Annotated in this window: 16 protein-coding genes; 8 read left to right on the forward strand and 8 right to left on the reverse strand. The window is 68.8% G+C overall.

Going from position 1 to position 16944, the window contains the following annotated elements; genetic code table 11:
* The first annotated feature begins 148 nt into the window (after positions 1-148).
* On the forward strand, positions 149-1000 hold the full coding sequence (gene prmC, locus DGN21_RS04385; RefSeq protein ID WP_184577028.1) for a peptide chain release factor N(5)-glutamine methyltransferase: 852 nt from the start codon (positions 149-151) through the stop codon (positions 998-1000).
* 236 nt (positions 1001-1236) lie between these two features.
* The gene (pip, locus tag DGN21_RS04390) at positions 1237-2178 is read left to right on the forward strand and encodes a prolyl aminopeptidase (protein ID WP_184577026.1); all 942 of its coding nucleotides are present in this window, start codon (positions 1237-1239) and stop codon (positions 2176-2178) included.
* A 176-nt stretch (positions 2179-2354) separates the two neighbouring features.
* On the opposite strand, the gene DGN21_RS04395 is transcribed toward pip, so the two are convergent.
* From DGN21_RS04395 to DGN21_RS04410, 4 genes are read right to left on the reverse strand one after another with little or no spacing between them, the layout of a single operon-like run.
* Positions 2355-3140 (reverse strand): N-formylglutamate amidohydrolase, encoded by a 786-nt coding sequence (locus DGN21_RS04395; RefSeq protein ID WP_184577023.1) that lies wholly within the window; start codon positions 3138-3140, stop codon positions 2355-2357.
* Positions 3133-3684, reverse strand: coding sequence for an NUDIX hydrolase (locus DGN21_RS04400; protein ID WP_024940626.1), 552 nt, complete (start codon positions 3682-3684; stop codon positions 3133-3135). The genes DGN21_RS04395 and DGN21_RS04400 overlap by 8 nt, the downstream gene beginning before the upstream one ends.
* On the reverse strand, positions 3681-4667 hold the full coding sequence (locus tag DGN21_RS04405) for a 5'-3' exonuclease H3TH domain-containing protein (protein ID WP_215825133.1): 987 nt from the start codon (positions 4665-4667) through the stop codon (positions 3681-3683). Before DGN21_RS04405 ends, DGN21_RS04400 begins: the two co-directional genes overlap by 4 nt.
* Complete coding sequence (locus DGN21_RS04410) at positions 4664-5239, reverse strand: nitroreductase (RefSeq protein WP_039523709.1); 576 nt, start codon at positions 5237-5239, stop codon at positions 4664-4666. The genes DGN21_RS04405 and DGN21_RS04410 overlap by 4 nt, the downstream gene beginning before the upstream one ends.
* Before the next feature lie 130 nt (positions 5240-5369).
* Between DGN21_RS04410 and DGN21_RS04415 the strand changes: the two genes are divergently transcribed.
* Together DGN21_RS04415 and DGN21_RS04420 are read left to right on the forward strand one after the other, a co-directional pair.
* Positions 5370-7616 carry a DUF1631 domain-containing protein gene (locus DGN21_RS04415; protein ID WP_184577017.1) on the forward strand — a complete coding sequence of 749 codons (2247 nt, stop codon included), beginning with the start codon at positions 5370-5372 and terminating at the stop codon, positions 7614-7616.
* 222 nt (positions 7617-7838) lie between these two features.
* Positions 7839-10199, forward strand: a complete 2361-nt coding sequence (locus DGN21_RS04420) for a DUF1631 domain-containing protein (protein WP_126966987.1) — start codon at positions 7839-7841, stop codon at positions 10197-10199.
* 38 nt (positions 10200-10237) lie between these two features.
* Here DGN21_RS04420 and DGN21_RS04425 read toward each other — a convergent pair whose 3' ends face one another.
* On the reverse strand, positions 10238-11101 hold the full coding sequence (locus DGN21_RS04425; protein ID WP_126966986.1) for an alpha/beta fold hydrolase: 864 nt from the start codon (positions 11099-11101) through the stop codon (positions 10238-10240).
* 136 nt (positions 11102-11237) lie between these two features.
* Here DGN21_RS04425 and DGN21_RS04430 point away from each other — a divergent pair, with 136 nt between their 5' ends.
* Together DGN21_RS04430 and DGN21_RS04435 are read left to right on the forward strand one after the other, a co-directional pair.
* Positions 11238-11834: a TetR/AcrR family transcriptional regulator gene (locus DGN21_RS04430; RefSeq protein WP_126966985.1), complete on the forward strand. Its 597-nt coding sequence runs from the start codon at positions 11238-11240 to the stop codon at positions 11832-11834.
* A 60-nt stretch (positions 11835-11894) separates the two neighbouring features.
* Positions 11895-12986, forward strand: coding sequence for an NAD(P) transhydrogenase subunit alpha (locus tag DGN21_RS04435; RefSeq protein ID WP_160955069.1), 1092 nt, complete (start codon positions 11895-11897; stop codon positions 12984-12986).
* A gap of 168 nt (positions 12987-13154) precedes the next feature.
* On the opposite strand, the gene DGN21_RS04440 is transcribed toward DGN21_RS04435, so the two are convergent.
* The 3 genes from DGN21_RS04440 to DGN21_RS04450 are packed head-to-tail and all read right to left on the reverse strand — an operon-like array spanning position 13155 to position 14556.
* A complete protein-coding gene (locus DGN21_RS04440; protein ID WP_126966984.1) occupies positions 13155-13646 on the reverse strand; it encodes a DUF3106 domain-containing protein in 492 nt (163 codons plus the stop codon).
* Between the two features lie 5 nt (positions 13647-13651).
* A complete protein-coding gene (locus DGN21_RS04445; RefSeq protein ID WP_126966983.1) occupies positions 13652-13996 on the reverse strand; it encodes a hypothetical protein in 345 nt (114 codons plus the stop codon).
* Entirely contained in the window at positions 13993-14556 is a 564-nt protein-coding gene (locus DGN21_RS04450) for an RNA polymerase sigma factor (protein ID WP_046345793.1), read from the reverse strand. The genes DGN21_RS04445 and DGN21_RS04450 overlap by 4 nt, the downstream gene beginning before the upstream one ends.
* 123 nt (positions 14557-14679) lie before the next feature.
* On the opposite strand from DGN21_RS04450, the gene DGN21_RS04455 reads away from it, so the two are divergent.
* Positions 14680-14985, forward strand: a complete 306-nt coding sequence (locus DGN21_RS04455) for an NAD(P) transhydrogenase subunit alpha (protein ID WP_046346232.1) — start codon at positions 14680-14682, stop codon at positions 14983-14985.
* Positions 14982-16439: an NAD(P)(+) transhydrogenase (Re/Si-specific) subunit beta gene (locus DGN21_RS04460; protein ID WP_126966982.1), complete on the forward strand. Its 1458-nt coding sequence runs from the start codon at positions 14982-14984 to the stop codon at positions 16437-16439. The genes DGN21_RS04455 and DGN21_RS04460 overlap by 4 nt, the downstream gene beginning before the upstream one ends.
* The last annotated feature ends 505 nt before the right edge of the window (positions 16440-16944 follow it).

Here is a 16944-nt window from a genome sequence, read left to right on the forward strand (position 1 = left end):
GGTAGGATCGATAGATTTCTCAAATCGATTGATGGAATTGTATAGATAGGCTGTGGCTATCGAGTTTGCAGACGGCGTCTGCCGCTGCAGGGGCCGATTCCATCTCCGATAATGGTCAGCCGATGTTGCGCATGAGTGAATGATCCGTATGAGTGAGGACCCAGCCGGTCTTGCCGCCGAGCAGCTGCTGCGGCGTGCGGTCGAGCGGATCGAGCGCAGCGATGCCGAGCCGCTGCTGCTGCACGCGCTGGGCCGCGACCGCGCCTGGCTGTTCGCGCATGGCCGCGATCCGGTCGAGCCGTCGGTCGCGCAGGCATTCGCGGCATTGGTGCAGCGGCGCCAGGCCGGCGAACCGGTGGCCTACCTGACCGGCACGCGGGGGTTCTGGACGCTGGATCTGGCGGTCTCCACCGCCACGCTGATCCCGCGCGCCGACACCGAGGCGCTGGTCGAGCTGGCACTTGAGCGCCTGGACGCCCGGCCGGGCCGCCGCGTTGCCGATCTGGGTACCGGCAGCGGCGCGATCGCGCTGGCCATCGCCAGCGAGCGGACGCAGGCACAGGTGATCGCCACCGATGCCAGCGCGGCGGCGCTGGCGGTTGCCCGGCGCAATGCCGACAGCCACCGCTTGCGCAATGTCGAATGCCGGCAGGGCAACTGGTTTGCGCCGCTGGCCGGCGAGCGCTTCGACCTGATCGCCAGCAACCCGCCGTATATCGCCGCGCAGGATCCGCATCTGGGCGAAGGCGACCTGCGCTACGAGCCGGCCAGTGCGCTGGCTTCCGGCCCCGATGGCCTGGACGACATCCGCCTGATCGTCGCCGATGCGCCTGCGCATCTGCTGCCGGGCGGCTGGCTGCTGCTCGAACACGGCTGGGACCAGGGCGCGGCGGTGGCCGGGCTGCTGCAGGCGCGTGGCTTCGACGCGGTGGCCACGTATCAGGACCTGGAGCAGCGTGACCGGGTGACGTCGGGGCGCTGGTCGCCCGCTGCGGGCTAGCGCGGCCGGCCACGGAGCGGTCGCCAGGTGGAGGGGGGACGGCGCGCTCGGAGCTGAAACAGGACATGCCGCTTCCGGGCACCGACCGTGCCCGTCCGGCGCTGCGTGCAGGAGCCTGGCTCCGTTGCTCCACTCCTTCGCGCTTCGCCGTGCGCCCGCCCTGGCTCGATCGCATGGGGCGCCCGCGTGTGCAGACCGGGTGCCGATACACTAGCGGTTTCCCGCAGGACCGACGCATGCGCACGCTCTATCCCGAGATCACGCCGTACGACCACGGCACCCTCCAGGTCGACGACCGCCACACGCTGTATTTCGAACAGTGCGGCAATCCGCAGGGCAAGCCGGTGGTGATGCTGCACGGCGGCCCCGGCGGCGGTTGCAATGACAAGATGCGGCGCTTCCACGACCCGGCCAAGTACCGCATCGTGCTGTTCGACCAGCGCGGCGCAGGCCGTTCCACCCCGCATGCCGATCTGGTGAACAACACCACCTGGGACCTGGTCGCCGACATCGAGCGCCTGCGCGAACACCTGGGCATCGCGCGCTGGCAGGTGTTCGGTGGCAGCTGGGGCTCGACCCTGGCGCTGGCCTATGCGCAGACCCATCCGCAGCAGGTCACCGAGCTGGTGCTGCGCGGCATCTTCCTGCTGCGCCGTTTCGAGCTGGAATGGTTCTATCAGCAGGGCGCCAGCCGGCTGTTTCCGGATGCCTGGGAGCATTACGTCAACGCGATTCCAGTGGTGGAGCGCGCCGATCTGATCTCCGCCTTCCATCGCCGCCTGACCAGCGACGACGAAGCCACGCGTCTGGCCGCGGCCAAGGCGTGGAGCGTGTGGGAAGGTGCCACCAGCTTCCTGCATGTGGACGCCGACTTCGTCACCGGACACGAGGACGCGCACTTCGCCCTGGCGTTCGCGCGCATCGAGAACCACTACTTCGTCAACGGCGGTTTCTTCGAGGTCGAAGACCAGCTGCTGCGTGACGCGCACCGCATCGCCGACATCCCCGGCGTGATCGTGCACGGCCGTTACGACGTGGTGTGCCCGCTGCAAAGCGCCTGGGACCTGCACAAGGTCTGGCCGAAGGCGCAGCTGCAGGTCAGCCCGGCCGCCGGTCATTCGGCATTCGAGCCGGAAAACGTCGATGCGCTGGTGCGCGCCACCGACGGGTTCGCCTGAGCGAAACCGCGAGCGTGCACGGGAAGCTGCAGCAGCGCTCGCGCGCCAGCGGTAGGAGCGCACCCGGGCGCGACGTAGGGTAACGGGACGGCCTGTCGCGCCCGGGTGCGCTCCTACGAGGCAACCGTCGTCACCGAGGCTGCGGATCAGCGCGGCCGCCGCATGCTCCGTAGGAGTCAGTGCGGCAGCAGCGCCTGCGCCAGCGGCGGCAGGATGCGTGCCAGGCGCTGCGCCCACGCCTGTTGCCCGGCGGCATCGGCAATCAGGTCCTGGCGCAGTTCCAGCTCCACATGCAGCAGTCCGCGGCCTTCGCCGTAGACCGGAATCGCATAGTCGCTGGTGTCGCTGACCGCGTAGGGCTGGTTGTCGCCAACCACCAGATCCGGCTCGTCGCGCAAGGCCTGCAGCAGACGGTGCGCCAGCCGCGTGTCGCGGTTGTACAGCACGCCGGCATGCCAGGGCCGTGCATTGCCGGCCATGATCGGCGTGAAGCTGTGCATCGACACCAGCACGGTGGGTTGCCCGCGCTGTGCGCGTGCATCCAGTTCCGCCGCAATGCGCGCGTGGTACGGCGCAAAGATCGCATCGATGCGCTGCTGCCGATCGTCGGCCGACAGCTGCAGGTTGCCCGGAACCGAGGTGCCGTCGCTGACCTCGGGCATCAGCGTGGCCGAAGCATGCGGGCGATTGCAGTCGATCACCAGGCGCGAATAGGTCTGCGCGATGGCGACCGCATCCAGCGCATCGGCCAGCAGGCGGGTGACCTCGGCAATGCCGATATCCCAGCCGATATGGCGGTTCAGTTCCTGCTGCGGCAGGCCCAGATTGGCCAGGCGCGCCGGCACGCGCTGACCGGCGTGGTCGGCGATCAGCAGCCATGGCGAGGCGGCCTGCGGGTTGTGCACGCTGAACGGTGCGGGATCGTCGGCACCGAGCAGGCGGGCAGCGGTCGCTTCAGCCACGCGGGGTGCCGTCCAGTGCGTGATCGACCAGATACAGCCCGGCCCACAGCTTGGGATCCATCTGATAGCCCTCGGCCATCTTCTGCACCAGCCAGGCGCCGACCTGCGTGCGCGGGATCTCGTGCACGGTGATGTCTTCGCTGGCATCGCCGCCGCCGGCGCCGACCTTGCGCAGGCCGGTGGCGCGGACGAAGGCGATCTTCTCGCTGCTGGCGCCGGCCGAGGTCGGGCCGATCATCAGCACTTCGGCGTGCTCGGCGGTCCAGCCGGTTTCTTCTTCCAGTTCGCGAATGGCCGACAGCTCGATCGACTCGTCGGCATGCACGTCGCCGACCAGGCCGGCCGGCATTTCGATGGTGCGGGCCTGCAGCGGCACGCGGAACTGTTCGACGAACAACATCGCATCGTCCGGGGTCACCGCCACGATGATCGCGGCCAGGCCGCCGGCGTGCACGCGTTCGGAATATTCCCAGGTGCCGCGCACGACCATGCGCTGGTACTTGCCTTCGTAGACCACGGTGGGCGGGGTGTCGTGTCGGTTCATGGATGCAGGCCTTGTTCCAGGGAAACGGGAGTGCGCGGTGCCGGCGCGCCGCCGCAGGCGGCCAGCAACCGGCGCCGGGTGAGCGGGCCGAAGCGCAGGCTCTCGCACAAGCCGGTCAGCATGTCGGTATCGGCTGGCGCGCGCGTGAAACAGGCATCGGTCAGCGCCAGCGGCGCGTCAAGTGCGATGGTGGTGAGCTGACGCCACAGCAGCGCGTGTTCGCGTTGCTCGCGCAGGCGCGCGGCCATCTGCGCCGCGCCGCGCAGGCGCAGGAACGGGATTTCGTCGATACGCTCCAGCAAGGCATCCAGGCTGCCGAAATGCGCCAGCAGGACCGCCGCCGATTTGGCGCCGATGCCGGTGACGCCGGGAATGTTGTCGATCGCATCGCCGCACAGCGCCAGGTAGTCGGCGATCTGATGGGCGTGCACGCCGTGGCGCGCCTTGACCCCGTCCATGCCCCAACGCAGGTTGCGCGCGTAATCCCACTGCTCGTCGTGCTCGAGCAGCAGCTGCGACAGATCCTTGTCGGCCGACACGATCACCCCGCGCAGGCCGTGCGCACGCACGCTGTGCAAGGCGCTGCCGATCAGGTCGTCGGCCTCGTAATCGCGGTGCGCCAGCACGCTCAGGCCCAATGCCGCGCACAGCGCCTTGCAATGCGCGAACTGGCGCCGCAACGCATCCGGTGCCGGAGTGCGATTGCCCTTGTAGGCCGGGTAGAGCGCATGCCGAAAACAGCTGTCCAGCGCCTCGTCGAAGGCGATGGTGATGTGTTGTGGATCCTCGCGTTCGAGCAGGTCGAGCAGGAAGCGCGCAAAGCCGTGCACGGCGTTGGTCGGCCAGCCTTGCGCATCCTGGAATTCGTCCGGGATCGAATGCCAGGCGCGGAACACGTACAGGCTGGCATCGACCAGATACAGCGGGGTCGGTCGGCTGATCGACGGCGGCGCGCCTGCAAGCATGGGGGTGTGCGTGGTCACGGGGTCCAGTCGCGCAGCAGCGCACGCGGGTCCGGGCGCTCGCGCTCTGGCACCTGCAGGCGCGGGGTGCCGATATGGATGAAACCGGCGATGCGCTCGTTCTGCTCCAGGCCCAGATAGCCGGTCACCGCCGGGTCGTAGGCCATCCATGCGGTCAGCCACTGCGCACCGAAGCCATGCGCCTGCGCGGCCTGCAGCAGCGCAAAACACACGCAGCCGGCGGTGAGCAGCTGTTCCTGCTCGGGCACCTTGTGCCCGGGGCGCAGCGCGGCGATGACCACGATCACCAGCGGCGCATCGTTGAAACGGTTGCGGTCTTTTTCGACCGCGGCGGGCGGCGCCAGCGGGTCGGCGGCCAGGCTGCGCTCGGCCAGGAAATCGCCCAGTGCCTGGCGGGCATCGCCGCTGATGCGCAAGAAGCGGAACGGCACCAGCTTGCCGTGGTCGGGCACGCGCACTGCCGAGGTGAGCATGCGCAGCAGGGTGTCTTCATCCGGGCCGGGTTCGCCCAGCTGTTTGGAGGGGACCGAGCGGCGCGCGTCCAGCGCCTGGAGCGAATACGGTGCGTGCATAATTCCGGGTCGAGGCGAGGATGCGGGCAATTATAGACGGGCCCTTCCCAACGCCCGCCGCATCATGGGCGGCGGGCCGATGCCGGCCCGGTCGTGACATCCCCTCCATGTTCGTCCTGTGCGCCGCCCGATGACCCAGTTCGTATCCACCCCCGTGCTCCCCAGCCGCAATGCGCAGTTGCTCGATCAGGTACGCGAGATCGTGCTGGTGCCGCTGGCCGATGCCTTTGTCCAATTCCAGGACACCTTGGCCGAGGCGCTGTTCCAGCTGGCGGCCGATGCCGGCCCGGCCCAGAACGACTTCCTGGAAGCCATCCAGGCGGTGCGGCAGCAGCGCGAGCCGATCACCGCGCGTTTCCGCGGGCATCTGGCCAAGGCCTGGCAGGGGCTGGAATCCGGGCGGCCGTTGTCGGCCGATCGCAGCCTGGGACGTGGTGCGGCCGGGCTGACCCTGCTGCCCGAGCAGGACCTGGAGGTGCGCCTGGCGGTGCGCAACCTGGCCGGCGCGCTGCAGCACCAGTGGCGCACGGAGCTGATGCGGCTCAATCGCTATCTGGGCTTCATTGCCGGTGGGCTGCGTATCGATGGCGACAGCAATCCGTTCGGGCCGGAGCATCTGGGCGTGGCCCTGTACGAGGCCTTTCAGGGGGTGACGCTGGCGCCCAAGGCGCATCTGGCGGTGATCAAGGTCTGCGAGCAGCACCTGATGGAACGCGTCGGCCAGCGCTACGGCGCGCTGGAACAGGCGCTGGCGCAGGTGGCGCGCTTGCGCGAGTTGCCGCAGCCGCGCAGCCGGCGGCGCGGCATTCCGCGCCAGGACGAAGGCGCCGGCGAGCAGGCCGCCGAGACGCCGGACTGGATCGCACGCTTCTTCGCCGACTGGTCGGGCGGGCAGGGCGCGTTGGCTGGCGTCGAGGCGATCGACGTGCATCTGCGCAGCGGCCGCGAGCTGTTGCCGGCCGGCCTGCACCATTTGCTGCAGCATGCACGCCGCCAGCGCGAACCCGATGGCGACACACCCGCACCTGCCGGGCAGCGCCTGCTGTCGCCGCGCGAGGTGGTGTCGGCGCTGTCGCTGCTGCAGACCATGCCTGCGGCCGGCTTCGATGCCATCGACGGCACCGATTCGGGCCTGGCATGTGGCCTGCGGCAGCAGGTCAGGCGCGCCGCCGCCGCGCTTGGGGTAGATCCGGCCACCACCTGCCTCAACCCCGACGACGAGGACGCGCTGGATCTGGTGGCCCTGTTGTTCGCCGCGATCCTGGTGCAGAGCCATCTGTCGGATGCGCAGCGCAGCCTGCTCGGCCAGTTGCTGGTGCCGATGGCCAAGCTGGCGATGCTGGACGGCCACCTGTTCGTGCGCGACGGCCATCCCGCACGCCGCCTGCTCAACCTGTTGGTCGACGCCTGCGATGGCAATGCCGGCGAAACCGCGGCAGAGCAGGCCTTGCTCGGCCAGGTGCAGGCGGTGATCGACACGGTGGTGCGCGATTTCGACGAGCATCCGGGGCTGTTTCTGACGCTGGAGGCCGAGTTCGGCGCCAGCTACGAACAATATCGGCGCCGGGTGGAAATCGCCGAGCGCCGTGCCAGCGAATTGCAGCGCGCCGAAGAACGCCGCGAAGCCGCACGCAGCATTGCCGCGCAGGCGCTGGCAGAGCGCCTGGCGCGCGGGCCGCTGCCGCCGCTGGTCGAGCACTTCCTCGGCCGCGTCTGGCAGCCGTATGTGCAACAGGTGGCGTTGCGTGGCGACGGCACCGGCCAGGCCTTGGACGCGGCCGTGGCCCTGGGCGATGCGGTGTTGGCGCAACTGGGTGCTGCGCCTGGCGGCACCGCGCTGGAGCCGCAGCGTGCGCAGCTGCTGCAGGCTTTCGCGCTGGCCGGCCTGGCGCAACGCGACGCCGAGCTGGCCCTGCAGGAACTGCAGCGCGCGCTGCTGTCCACGCCATCGGTGCCGGCTGCGGGAGCGCCGGATCCCGCCCTGTTTGCGCCGACCTTGAGCGCGCTGCGCCCCAGCCCCGGTCCGGCCGAGCCGGTCGGCGAGCCGCTGACGCCGATGCTGGATGCCACCGCGCAGGTGGAATTCGATCGTGTCACCGCCGATTTCTTCCGCGGCATGGCGCTCGGCACCTGCCTGGAGTTCGTCGACCGGCACGGCCGTGTGCAGGCCGGCAGGTTGTGCTGGATCAGCCCGATTTCCGGGCGGCTGATGTTCGTCAACCGGCGCGGCGGGCGGCTGTGCGTGTCCTCGCCGGAGGAACTGGCGATGATGGTGTGGCTGGACCGCCTGCGTCTGCATCGCGACGAGGACGCGTTCTACAGCGCGATGCAGGATGTCGTCGATGCGCTGGACCGGCCGCACATGCTGAAGGCTTAACCCCCGCAGGCGGTTAATACGCGCTGGCAAGCGCCACCGCAGCGATGCACGCTAGGATGTCCGACTGACACGCAAACCCTGGGCGGTCACGACTAAAGTGCGAATTGCGTCACACTTAACAAACGAGCGAAACGCCTACCATGCGGTGGCGGAATTTGGGGCCGCGTCTGTTTTCTTTCGTTTGAATATTTTCACGCCTGCAGGGGCGGGGAGCCTTTGCGCATGACTTTTCAGCCCAGTCCGTCGGGACATCCGGGCCGTGACCAACGCTTGCTCGAACAGGCGCACGCCGTGTTCGTGCCCGCACTCGCGCAGGTTTTTGCCGCTGCAGTCGCACACTTTGATGATGTGCTGTTCGATCGCGCCGAATCCGCGGGCACATCGCAGTTGTTGTTTCTCGACGGCATGCGCGAGTTGCGCCGCAAGCGCGACGAAGTGGCCACGCGGTTCCGCCAGCAGCTGGACGACGGCTGGCAGGCGTTGTTGCTGGGCGAGCCGCTGTCGGCCGAGGTGGTCCTGGCAGGCGACATCGGCACCGGCCCGCTGAGTCTGGTGCCCGAACACGTGCTCGAATCGCGGTTGGCGGTGCGCAACCTGGCCACGGTGCTGCTGCGCGACTTCAAGCAGGTGCTGGCGCGGGTGGACCGCCGCCTGGGCTGGATCGCCGGCGGCCTGGAACTGGTGGCCGACACCAACCCGCTCGGTCCGGAGCATCTGGGCGTGGCGATCCACGAAGCCTTCGCCACCTGCGACCTGGCGCCGGAAGTGCGCCTGGTACTGATCAAGCTGTGCGAGCGCGACCTGGCCGAGCCGATCGGCAAGCTGTATGCGCGCCTGGACGAGACGCTGGCCAAGGCTGGCGTCATGCCGGAAATTTCCCAGCCCAAGCGCCCGCCGCCGCGCGTGCAGCCACGCGGCGACACGACGCCCGAGGAGCGCGCCCAGGCCGAGGCCCAGGGCGCGGCTGCCGACATCGGCGGCGACGACCAGAGCGACCAGTACGCACCGGCCTGGGCCAACCGCTTCCTGGACCGCTGGGCGCACAGCCGCGGCCGCATGCAGGCCGCCGCCCAGCGTGGCCAGGCCGGTGGCGGCGCTGCCGGCGGCATGGATGGCGGTGAGGCCGATCACCCTGGCGGCAGCCAGGGCATGTTGCTGGAAGCGTTGCACGAACTGCTGCAGCAGACCCGGAGCGTGCGCGACAACACCGCCTCTGCCGCATCGGTGGCGGTAGGCCAGCAACGCCCGCTGAGCCAGCGCGAGATGATGTCGGTGCTGTCGCTGCTGCAGGCCACGCCGAGCGCGACGCTGCAGGCAGCCATCGGCGACGACACCGAGTCGCTGGCGCAGCGGCTGAAGAACGAAGTGCTGTCCAGCGCCACGCGGCTGGGCGTGGACCCGGCGACCGCGCGCCTGGACCCGATGGACGAGGATGCGATCGACCTGGTCGGCATGCTGTTCGACGTGATGCTGGACGAGCGCGATCTGGAAAACCGCTCGCGCGAAATGATCGGCCGGCTGGTGGTGCCCTTCGTCAAGGTTGCGCTGCTGGATCGCAAGATGTTCGTGCAGAAGACCCATCCCGCGCGGCGCCTGCTCAATTCGCTGGCCGAGGCCTGCGAAGGCAACACCGGCGACAGCGCTGCCGAGCGTGTGCTGATGGGCAAGGTCGAGGAAATCGTCGACCGCCTGGTGGCCGAATTCAACGAGAACCTGGCGATCTTCCTGACCCTGGAAGAGGAATTTCGCGATTTCCTGTCGCAGCACCGGCGCCGGGTGGAAATTGCCGAGCGGCGCGCCACCGAAACCCAGCGCGGCCAGGAAAAGCTCGAGCTGGCACGCAGCCGCGCGCTGTCGGAGCTGGAACAGCGCACGCAGGCCGGCACGCCGCTGCCCAGGGCCGTGGAGGATTTCCTGCGTCAGCCGTGGCTGCACCATCTGACCATGGCGATCCTGCGCGACGGTGAGGAAGGTCCGGGCACCGTCGAGGCACTGGCCCTGGCCGATGGCTTGCTGGAAGAACTGGCCGAGGCACGTCGCCACATCGTCGGCAAGCCGTGGCTGCAGGTCTGGCAACCGGCCCTGCATCGCGTATTTGCCAGCGTCGGCCTGCATGGCGACGCGGTGGTGGTGGCCATCACCGCATTGCACGACACCTTGCAGGCCATCGCCGAAGCGCGCCCGGAGCTGGAAAAGGCCTTGCCGGAACTGCCGCAGGTCAACCTGCCGCCGCCGGCTGCCGAAAGCGTCAGCGTGGTGCTGGGGGCCGAGGCGGTGGCGCAGAGCATCGACAGCGCCGATGCCGAGCGTTTCCGTGCGATGGATATCGGCACCTGGCTGGATTTCGTCGACAAGGACGGCAAGGTGCAGGCGGGCAAGCTGTCGTGGGTGAGCCCGATCTCGCAGCGGCTGCTGTTCGTCAATCGCCGCGGCGTACGCTTCTGCGTCGCTTCGCCGGAAGAACTGGCGGTGATGGTGCGCCTGGGCAGGCTGCGCGAGCACATCAACGACGGCGCCTTCGACAGCGCCATGCAGGGCGTCATCGACCGCCTGGATCCGTTGCACAACAGCACCGTGCATTAGCGGGTACCGCGCGATGCGCTTGCCGCATCGCGGTACGCTCAGGCCCGCGCCGGGCCGATAAAGTCCAGCGCCGCTTCGATGACCGAGGCATGGTCGACCATGCGGTTATGCCCCAGGCCTTCGGTGGTCAGCAATTGCGCCTGCGGCCACAGCGCCGCAAAACGCGCGCCTTCGTCCCAGGGTGTCTCGCGGTCGCGGCGGTCATGGATGATCAGGGCCGGGCGCTGGAAACGCGGCAGATGCGGGGACGCATCGAAATCGGCAAAGCGTTTGCCGGTGATCGCATGCAGCAGGTTCTCGAACGGAACGAAGGTCTTGGCCGCGATGCCAAAGGCGCGGAACTGGCGGCGTGCGGTCTCGGCCGGGGCCAGCAATGGCGCGATCAGCACGTAGCGCGCCGGCTGCCAGGCCGCTTCATCGGCGAACACGACCGATGCCGAACCCAGCGAATGACCGATGAAGGCCGCCGGCCGGCCGAAGTGCCGCCCGATCCGGCGCAGCACCTCGACAAAGTGCGGCATGTAGCTGATGCGCCCACCGCTCAATCCGTGCCCGGCCTGGTCGAAGGCCACCACCGCATAGCCCAGCGCCTGCAGCCGTGGCACCCAGGCGGCAAAGCGCAGGCCATAGCTGGACCAGCCGTGGGAGAGCAGCACATACGGTTGCTGCGCCGGATCGCCCCAGACATACACCGCGATGTCGATACCATCGATGGACAGGCTGTCGCGGCCCACGTCGGACAGCGTCGCCAGGGTGGATGCGGCATGCCGGCGCGATGCCGCATCCGGCGTCACGAAGCGGCGCGCCAGCAGGCGGCCGGTCGGGCCGGGGGCCAGGCGGCTGGCCAACCCGAACAGCGTGCGGGTCAGGCGCATGCGCCAGCGGGAGGATGCCTTAGCCATGGGAACACTCGCTGGGGGAAGGGCTGCACCCGTCGCCAAATCTTGACGCTGGCAAGATGCGGGGCGAGTCTGCACCGCCAATCTTGTCAGCGTCAAGATTCCCTGCTCCAATGACATCCCGATTTGCGAAGCCGCCATGTCCCACGCGCCCAAGTCAGCGACGTATCACCACGGCGATCTGCCCGCCGCCCTGCGCCGCGCGGCCTGGGAGATCGTCGGCGAATCGGGTCCGCGCGGGCTGAGCCTGCGCGAGTGCGCCCGCCGTGCGGGCGTTTCGCATGCCGCACCGGCACATCACTTCGGCTCGCTGGAAGGCCTGGTGGTGGAACTGGTCGCAGACGGGTACGAACGCATGGTCGAGTGGATCGTGCAGGCCCAGCGCGAGGTCGACCCACTGCTGGGCGGCGGCCTGGGCTATATCCGGTTCGCCATCGCCTACCCGCAGCAGTTTCGCCTGATGCAGAGCCTGGAGCCGCAGCGACGCAGCCTGCCGCGCCTGCTGGCGGCCACCGATGCGGCAATGGCCTGCCTGCGCGATGCCCTGCATGCGGCCTGGCTGGCCCGGCACGGCAGTGCGCCGGATGCGCACCTGCTGCATCAACGGGTGCTGCTGGCCTGGAGCGCGGCGCATGGTTATGCGTGTCTGGCCATCGACCACCGCACCGAAGCGGTGGCGCTGGCACCGCCCGAGCAGTTGCTCGCCCCGATGCTGCCGGCCTTGCTGACGCCCTGAGCGTGGCTGCCGCGCTCTGCTAGCATCGCCGCGACGACAGGCGCGCGAGCGGAGCAAGCCATGGCTGTGCAGGTGCTGGTGCTGAAAGAACGCGCGGCAGGCGAGCGCCGCGTCGCCGCCACGCCGGAAACGGTCAGGAAACTGGTCGCGCTCGGCGCCAGCGTGTGGATCGAGCCAGGCGCCGGCTGTGCCAGCAGCATGGCCGACGCCGCGTATCTGCAGGCCGGGGCGCAGCTCGCCACGGCAGACACGCTGGCCCAGGCCGAGGTGCTGCTGAGCGTGCAGGCACCGCCCACCGAACTGCTGCAGCAATGCAGGCCCCACACCGTGCTGATCGGCATGCTGGCGCCGGACGCCGACCCGGCACGTGCGCAGGCGATTGCCACCGGTGCGCTGGTCGCGTTTCCGCTGGAGCGCCTGCCGCGCACCACGCGTGCGCAATCGATGGATGTCTTGAGTTCGCAGGCCGGTATGGCCGGCTACAAGGCCGTGCTGATCGCCGCGCAGCTGGCGCCGCGCTTCTTTCCGATGCTGACCACCGCCGCCGGCACCATGCGCCCGTGCAAGGTGTTGGTGATCGGTGCGGGCGTGGCCGGGCTGCAGGCGATCGCCACCGCCAGGCGGCTGGGCGCGCAGGTCGAAGGCTTCGATGTGCGCCCGGAAACGCGCGAGCAGATCGCCTCGCTGGGCGCGCGCTTCCTGGATCTGGGCGTGAGCGCGGCCGGCGAGGGCGGTTATGCGCGCCAGCTCACCGACGACGAACGCGCCGAACAGCAACGCCGGCTGGCCGAACACCTCAAAGGCGTGGACGTGGTGGTCTGCACCGCCGCCGTGCCCGGCCGGCCGGCGCCGAAGATCCTGAGCACGGAGATGCTGCACGGCATGCGCGCCGGCAGCGTGATCGTCGATCTGGCCGCGGAAACCGGCGGCAATTGCGCTGCCACCCGGCCCGGCGATACCTATGAGCGCGACGGCGTGGTGATCGCCGGGCCGCTCAACCTGGCCAGCCAGGGCGCGGTGCACGCCAGCGAGATGTTCGCGCGCAACGCCTACGCGTTCGCCGCATTGCTGATCAAGGATGGCGCGCTGTCGTTCGACTGGGACGACGAACTGCTGGCCAAGACACGCTGGTCGGCGCCAGCGACTGCGTAGCCCCGCCGAGCCCATGCGCCTTGCGCACTGGCGGGTAGGAGCGCGCTGGCGCGCGATGGCGCTTTATCGGTAATGCTCCGTCGCGCGTCAGCGCGCTCCTACGGTGGCCGCGCGTGACTGGGATGCACCGGTGCGCTGACGGGTTGCGCTTGCCGCGGCAGCGCCGCGTCAGTCGTCGGTGGGCGGATGCTCGCGCAGCCAGGTGCTGCGTTCGGCCGGGCTCATCTTCTGCCAGCGTTGCTGCAGCTCATTGCGTTGTTGCTGGTTGAGCGTGCGCATGCGTTCGAACAAGGCCTTGGCCTCGCGGCGTTGCTCCGGGCTCATGTTGCGGAAGCGGTCCATGCCGGCCTTGGCCTGTTTGCGCTGCTCCGGGGTCATGTCCAGCCAGCGGCGCGCATGGCGATACATGCGCGGGCGTTCTTCCGGCACATCGTTCCAGCGTTCGCGCAGCGCATCGATCAGCACCTGCCGCTGCTGCTGGGTGAGCTTGTCCCACTCGGGCATCGGCGTGTCTGCCTCGCGCGGTCCGGGTCCTCGCGGGCCTGGGCCATCCGGCGGTGGCGGTCCCGGCGGTCCGGGGGAATGGGCCTGGGCCAGCAAGGACGCGCAGGGCACGGCGCACAGCAGCAGGGTCAACAACAGGCGGGTGGTGCGGGTCATCGTGCTTATTCCATGGCCAGGGCGGTATCGGACCCCAGCCAGACGTACAGGTCCGGATTCTGGGTCAGCATGTCGTCGGTATCGGTGGTGGTGCCGGCGACCACCTGGGTCGGGGTGCGGTCCGGCGAGGCGCGCTCGCCTGGACGCAGCTGCAGGCCGATGCCGACCGCCAGCAGGCCGGAACACGCAGTCGCCAGCAACCAGTAGCCGCGCCGGGCGCGCGTGGGAGCGGCCGCCTGACGGGCCTGGCGCAGGCGCGCCAGGGTCTGCGGCGGCAGGCTGGTCAGTGCGGAGGCATGCAGCTGGCGCAGGTGCGCATCCAGCTGGGCCGGGTCGTGGGAGCGGTTCACAGGAAATCCTCGAACTGTTTTTGCAACGCGTCGCGCGCACGCGACAGGTGGGTTTTGACCGAGCCTTCCGAGCAGCCCATCGCCTTGGCGGTGGTGGCCACGTCCAGGTCTTCCAGCACGCGCAGCGTGAACGCTTCGCGCTGGCGCGCAGGCAGGTTGCGCAAGGCCTCGACCAGCCGTTGGTAGGCCTGTTGATGCTGTTGTTCGTCCACCGGGCCGGTGCCGGGGTCGGCCCAGTCGATGGTGCCCTCGTCGTCGGCGCGTTCGGCCGGCGCCCAGAACTTCAGGCGGAAGCTGCGCCGGCGCTGCAGGTCGATGATGCGGCTGCGCAGGATGCTCCAGAACAGCGGCGTCCATTCGGCGGCCGGGCGCTCGCGGTAGCCGAGCAGCTTCACCATGGCGTCCTGCACGGCGTCCAGCGCATCTTCGCGGTGACGCAGGCCGGCCTCGGCAAAGCGGAACGCACGCGGGCCGATGCCGGCCAGGAAGGCGTCCAGCGAAACCGGCACGGTGGCGGCCGGTGCGGCAGGTTGCGGATCGAAAGGGGTTCCCACCAGCACAGCGTAGCTTCCGCGGAGACGATACGACGTCAACGGGCGAGTGCCGATTCGGTTGACACGCGCCCGGGCGCGCACGGCGTGGGTATGATCGGCGGGCCGCACCGGCCAGTGGAGCGAACGACGATGAGCGACGGATTCGTAGCGCTGTACATCTTCATGCTGGCGGCCATCGCCGGCCACGTGATCATCTCGCGGGTGCCGGTGATCCTGCATACCCCGCTGATGTCCGGCTCCAACTTCATCCACGGCATCGTGCTGATCGGTGCGATGGTGGTGCTGGGGCATGCCGATACCACGCTGGAAAAGGCGCTGGGATTTGTCGCGGTGATGCTGGGTGCGGGCAATGCGGCCGGTGGTTACGTGGTGACCGAGCGGATGCTGGACATGTTCAAGTCCAGCAAGAAGCCGTCGGGCGGGGACGCGCCATGAACGTCTCCACTGCCGAGCTGCTGGCATGGCTGGTGAAGTCCAGCTATCTGGTCGCGGCGACCTTGTTCCTGCTCGGGCTGCAGCGCATGGCGTCGCCGCTGACCGCGCGCAGCGGCATCCGCTGGGCCGGGCTGGGCATGCTGATCGCCACGGTGGCGACATTCTTCCTGCCCGAGCTGCATAACGTGCCGCTGATCCTGGCCGCGCTGGCGATCGGAACCGGGGTGGCGTGGTGGTCGGCCAGGAAGGTCGCCATCACCGACATGCCGCAGATGGTGGCCTTGTACAACGGCATGGGCGGCGGCTCGGCGGCGGCGATCGGGGCGGTGGAGTTGCTGCGCTTTGCCTTCTTCGCCAACCGCGACACCACCCACTGGAGCGCCCAGGCGATTGCCGAACTGGCGGCGCGGCGGCCGGACACCACCACGGTGGTGCTGGCGGTGGTGGGCTCGGCGATCGGCGCAGTGTCGCTGTCCGGGTCGATCGTGGCCTGGGCCAAGCTGGATGGCCGGCTCGACCGTCGGGTGACCTTTGCGGGCCAGCAGGCCTTCAATCTGCTGGTGGCACTGGCGGTGCTGGTGCTCGGCATCTGGGCGGCCAGCAGCCTGCAGCCGCTGGCGATCATCGCCTTCTTCGTGGTGGCGCTGGCGCTGGGTGTATTGATGACGCTGCCGATCGGCGGTGCCGACATGCCGGTGGTGATCTCGCTGTACAACGCATTCACCGGCCTGGCGGTGGCGTTCGAAGGCTATGTGCTGGGCAACGAGGCGCTGATCATCGCCGGCATGATGGTCGGCGCGGCCGGCATCCTGCTGACGCGCCTGATGGCCAAGGCGATGAACCGGCCGATCAGCGGCGTGCTGTTTTCCAACTTCGGCGGCGGCGGGCAGGCGCAGGAGATCGCCGGGGCGCAGAAGCCGATCGAGGCCGGCGACGTGGCGGCGATGATGGCGTTCGCCGAGCGGGTGGTGATCGTGCCCGGCTACGGCATGGCGGTGGCACAGGCGCAGCACAAGATCTGGGAGCTGGCGCAGCGGCTGATCGCGCGCGGGGTCAAGGTGAAGTTCGCAATCCACCCGGTCGCCGGGCGCATGCCCGGGCACATGAACGTGCTGCTGGCCGAAGCCGGCGTGCCCTACGACCTGATCGCCGACATGGACGACATCAACCCCGAGTTCGCCAGCACCGACGTGTCGCTGGTGATCGGCGCCAACGACGTGGTCAACCCGGTGGCCAGGACCGACCCGGCCAGCCCGATCTACGGCATGCCGATCCTGGACGTGGTCAATTCGAAGAACACGATAGTGATCAAGCGCGGTAAGGGCACCGGCTTTGCCGGCATCGAGAATGCGCTGTTCTACGCCGACAACACCCGCATGCTGTACGGCGATGGCGCGGAAGCGGCCGGCGCGCTGGTCAGCGAGCTGAAGGCGCTGGACGGGGGCGGGCACTGAGGTGTCGTGCGGCTGACTTGGCGGATGAATTTGCGAAGCTGCTTGGTCGAGGGGGCGGTGTTCTCGCTGCCAGTTCCTTGCAGCTGAGCCGCAGATCGGCTGCTTCACGAACGCTCTATCCGCACCATCCGGCCAGTCTTATCAGCCAGCCCGAAACAAGCCACCGAGCTTTTGAGTCACAGCAGTGCTTAGTGACAGTCAAAAGCTCGGCTCTTCGAGTGCGCGGTGCCCTCACCGCTTGCGGGACACGCCGTGAATCCGTCCGTGGAGGCTCCTTGGCGGCATCCATGCCGCCAAGGGTCCCGCAACCGGCAAGGACACCGCACCAGGAAGTTGGTCGGTGGTCGAATGAAAAGCTGCCTGTTGCGATTGCAAGTCTTGCGTTGGGACGCTGAAACGTTTGCAGGTTGCTTTGTTGAGCCGCTGCCGTTACCCGGTTTGTGCTGGAAAGCCGATCGAACGCACGGTGATCCGAACAACACACACACACCAGGCTTTGCTTGCA

Origin of the sequence: Xanthomonas sp. MLO165 (genome assembly GCF_018831305.1) — a bacterium.
GTDB classification, from domain to species: domain Bacteria; phylum Pseudomonadota; class Gammaproteobacteria; order Xanthomonadales; family Xanthomonadaceae; genus Xanthomonas; species Xanthomonas arboricola.

Coding starts and splice junctions, on each gene's coding strand:
- DGN21_RS04460 (WP_126966982.1), top strand. CDS start 14,982: ATGAACGTCTCCACTGCCGAGCTGCTGGCATGGCTGGTGAAGTCCAGC.
- DGN21_RS04400 (WP_024940626.1), bottom strand. CDS start 3,684: ATGAACCGACACGACACCCCGCCCACCGTGGTCTACGAAGGCAAGTAC.
- prmC (WP_184577028.1), top strand. CDS start 149: ATGAGTGAGGACCCAGCCGGTCTTGCCGCCGAGCAGCTGCTGCGGCGT.
- pip (WP_184577026.1), top strand. CDS start 1,237: ATGCGCACGCTCTATCCCGAGATCACGCCGTACGACCACGGCACCCTC.
- DGN21_RS04410 (WP_039523709.1), bottom strand. CDS start 5,239: ATGCACGCACCGTATTCGCTCCAGGCGCTGGACGCGCGCCGCTCGGTC.
- DGN21_RS04440 (WP_126966984.1), bottom strand. CDS start 13,646: ATGACCCGCACCACCCGCCTGTTGTTGACCCTGCTGCTGTGCGCCGTG.
- DGN21_RS04430 (WP_126966985.1), top strand. CDS start 11,238: ATGTCCCACGCGCCCAAGTCAGCGACGTATCACCACGGCGATCTGCCC.
- DGN21_RS04425 (WP_126966986.1), bottom strand. CDS start 11,101: ATGGCTAAGGCATCCTCCCGCTGGCGCATGCGCCTGACCCGCACGCTG.
- DGN21_RS04455 (WP_046346232.1), top strand. CDS start 14,680: ATGAGCGACGGATTCGTAGCGCTGTACATCTTCATGCTGGCGGCCATC.
- DGN21_RS04415 (WP_184577017.1), top strand. CDS start 5,370: ATGACCCAGTTCGTATCCACCCCCGTGCTCCCCAGCCGCAATGCGCAG.
- DGN21_RS04435 (WP_160955069.1), top strand. CDS start 11,895: ATGGCTGTGCAGGTGCTGGTGCTGAAAGAACGCGCGGCAGGCGAGCGC.
- DGN21_RS04420 (WP_126966987.1), top strand. CDS start 7,839: ATGACTTTTCAGCCCAGTCCGTCGGGACATCCGGGCCGTGACCAACGC.